Genomic DNA, 2116 nt, shown 5'->3' with positions numbered 1-2116 from the left:
CCAGGTCTCGATCTGGTTGATCCAGGACGAGCCGACGGGGGTGAAGTGGAAGTGGACGTGCGGGTTGGCATCCAGCCAGGCGGTCACGTCGGGGGTGGTGTGGGTGGACAGGTTGTCCAGGATGACATGGAATTGGCGGCCGTCGTGCGGGGTGACCGCGTCTTTCAGGAACGCGAGGAACGCGGCGCCGTCACGGCGGGGGTGGCAGGCGGCGAGGACTTCCCCGGTGCCGGTGTTGAGGGCCGCGAACAGGTTCGTGGTGCCGTGGCGGACGTAGTCGTGGGTGCGTTTCTCGGTGCGTCCGAAGCTGATCGGGAGTAGTGGCTGGGTGCGGTCCAGGGCTTGGACCTGGGTCTTCTCATCAATGCAGAGCACGACCGCGCCGCCGGGTGGGTGCAGGTAGAGCCCGACGATGTCGGCGACCTTGACGGCGAAGTCCGGATCGCTGGACAGCGTGAACGTGCCGGACTGGTGTGGGCGCAGCCCTTCTTCCCGCCACACCCGTGCCACGTAGTGCCAGGACACCGGTGTCGGTCCGGTGTGGCCGATGTAGCGGGCCATCTCCCTGGTCGACCAGTGCGACAGCCCGGTCTCCGCCGGCGGTGTCGGGCGGGTCAACGCCACGATCCGGGCTCGTACCGCGGCGGGGACCTGCTCCCGCGGTGCCCCTCGGGGCCGGTCGACCAGGCTCGCCGCGCCCCCGCCTGCTCGTAGCGGCGCAGCCACAGGTCCACCATCGGCCGTGACACCCCCGCCAGCTGCGCGATCCGCGCCTTCGGCGTGTTCTCGGCATGTCACAACACTAACCGCGCCCGTGTGCCCACGTTCGCCGGAACATCCCGGCTGTTGATCAGCACGGACAGTTCTGCCCGTTCCGCATCCCTCAACTCCACAAGATCATTCTATCTGGCGACCTGCTTACGTAAAGAAAACGTAATCACAAGACACTGGCCTGGCCGCCAACGAACCCGGGGCGGTTCACCCCGCGCACGTGCAAAGATAAGTTTTCACCTGGCCGTGCTGGCGGTTCACTTCTCCAATCCTGATCAACTCTGAGGGTGCCTCACCGCACGAATAGTCGGATTATCCTCTATACCAGGAATCTCCCGAGCAAGGCATGCAATTGCATTTTCCAGAAAGGCGTGAAGTGTTTTCATGAGATTGTCCGGGTTCACGTAAATTCCGCCAGGCGCTCGGGGTGCGCTTACATGGATGCCACCTTTGGTCCATCGAAAACTGACGGTGTCGGCATGCTCGGTGAATCCGATTGATGCGTCACGATGGGAGGCGATGTTTTCGGCTACCCAGGAAACCTCTTGCATGAAGTCGACAAGAGTAACGACCTCGTCCGTAGAGATGAACTCTACGCCGTCTAGCGCAAATACGATGTGCACATAGAAGAGATAGTATTGAAGTTCGGTCTCGCCGATGGCTTTCGGATCCTCTTGGCGCGCCCGCTCCCAACTTCTATACAGGGACGAACTGCGCTCTGGAATCGAGAGGCGTAGGTCAATCATCTAGTTTCAAATTTTCCCTATACTAGAACGGGAACGCCGTTACGATCTTACCCTCAACAAGGACTACGCGGATACTCGTAAGATCCTTTCCGCCGTTCGCGGGCCCGGCGACTCCCACCGGATTCCCGAAGTCCCACTCGTAGACTCTTCCGGGTCGCGGCCTTCCTGTTTTTGGATCATTTGAATTCGGTCGAGACTGTGCTCGATTGAGGGTTTCCAGGATACGCTGACGAACCATTTTTGATTTACCGGTGAAGATACCTGCTCGGCTGTCGACATCTGACCCTTCCGGACGATGGCGATCAAGAATGTGCTGCCAAGCTGCATCGGTCCAAACCTCGGGCCCGCACGAAGGGTCGGCGTTGTGGACGAGTACGGGGCTGTGGCCTGCCAACACATAGTACGTGTGGAGGGTGTCGACGGTGAGGTTGTAGACGGTCTGGGTGCGATGGTAGTCGCGAGTGGTGGTGATGGAGATGTCGACGAGGTGTTTGTCGCCGGTGCCGACGATGAGGTGGGTGACGGTGTGGGGTTCGGTGCGGCCGGTGTCGGGGTTGGTGGCGAGGACGCGGTCGCCGATTTTGATGTTGCGGATGGGT

Annotated in this window: 2 protein-coding genes and 1 pseudogene; all 3 read right to left on the bottom strand. The window is 61.1% G+C overall.

All coding sequences use genetic code 11. The features are described 5' to 3' along the window. Positions 1-726 (bottom strand): IS630 family transposase (locus AB1460_RS37055; protein WP_420497464.1); only part of this gene is annotated, 726 nt, incomplete at its 3' end. 320 nt (positions 727-1046) lie between these two features. Then, positions 1047-1517, bottom strand: coding sequence for a hypothetical protein (locus tag AB1460_RS37050; RefSeq protein ID WP_368967201.1), 471 nt, complete (start codon positions 1515-1517; stop codon positions 1047-1049). Positions 1518-1539: 22 nt separating this feature from the next. After that, positions 1540-2116, bottom strand: a pseudogene (locus AB1460_RS37045) (hypothetical protein); the annotation flags it as partial.

It is taken from the genome of Parafrankia sp. FMc2 (genome assembly GCF_041008525.1).
GTDB lineage: Bacteria > Actinomycetota > Actinomycetes > Frankiales > Frankiaceae > Parafrankia.
The sequence above is the reverse complement of the archived record's forward strand: the minus strand, read 5'-3'. Positions and strand labels throughout refer to the sequence as shown.

Bases quoted from the DNA above. Each gene is read 5' to 3' on its own strand.
- AB1460_RS37050 (WP_368967201.1), bottom strand. From the start codon at position 1,517: ATGATTGACCTACGCCTCTCGATTCCAGAGCGCAGTTCGTCCCTGTAT.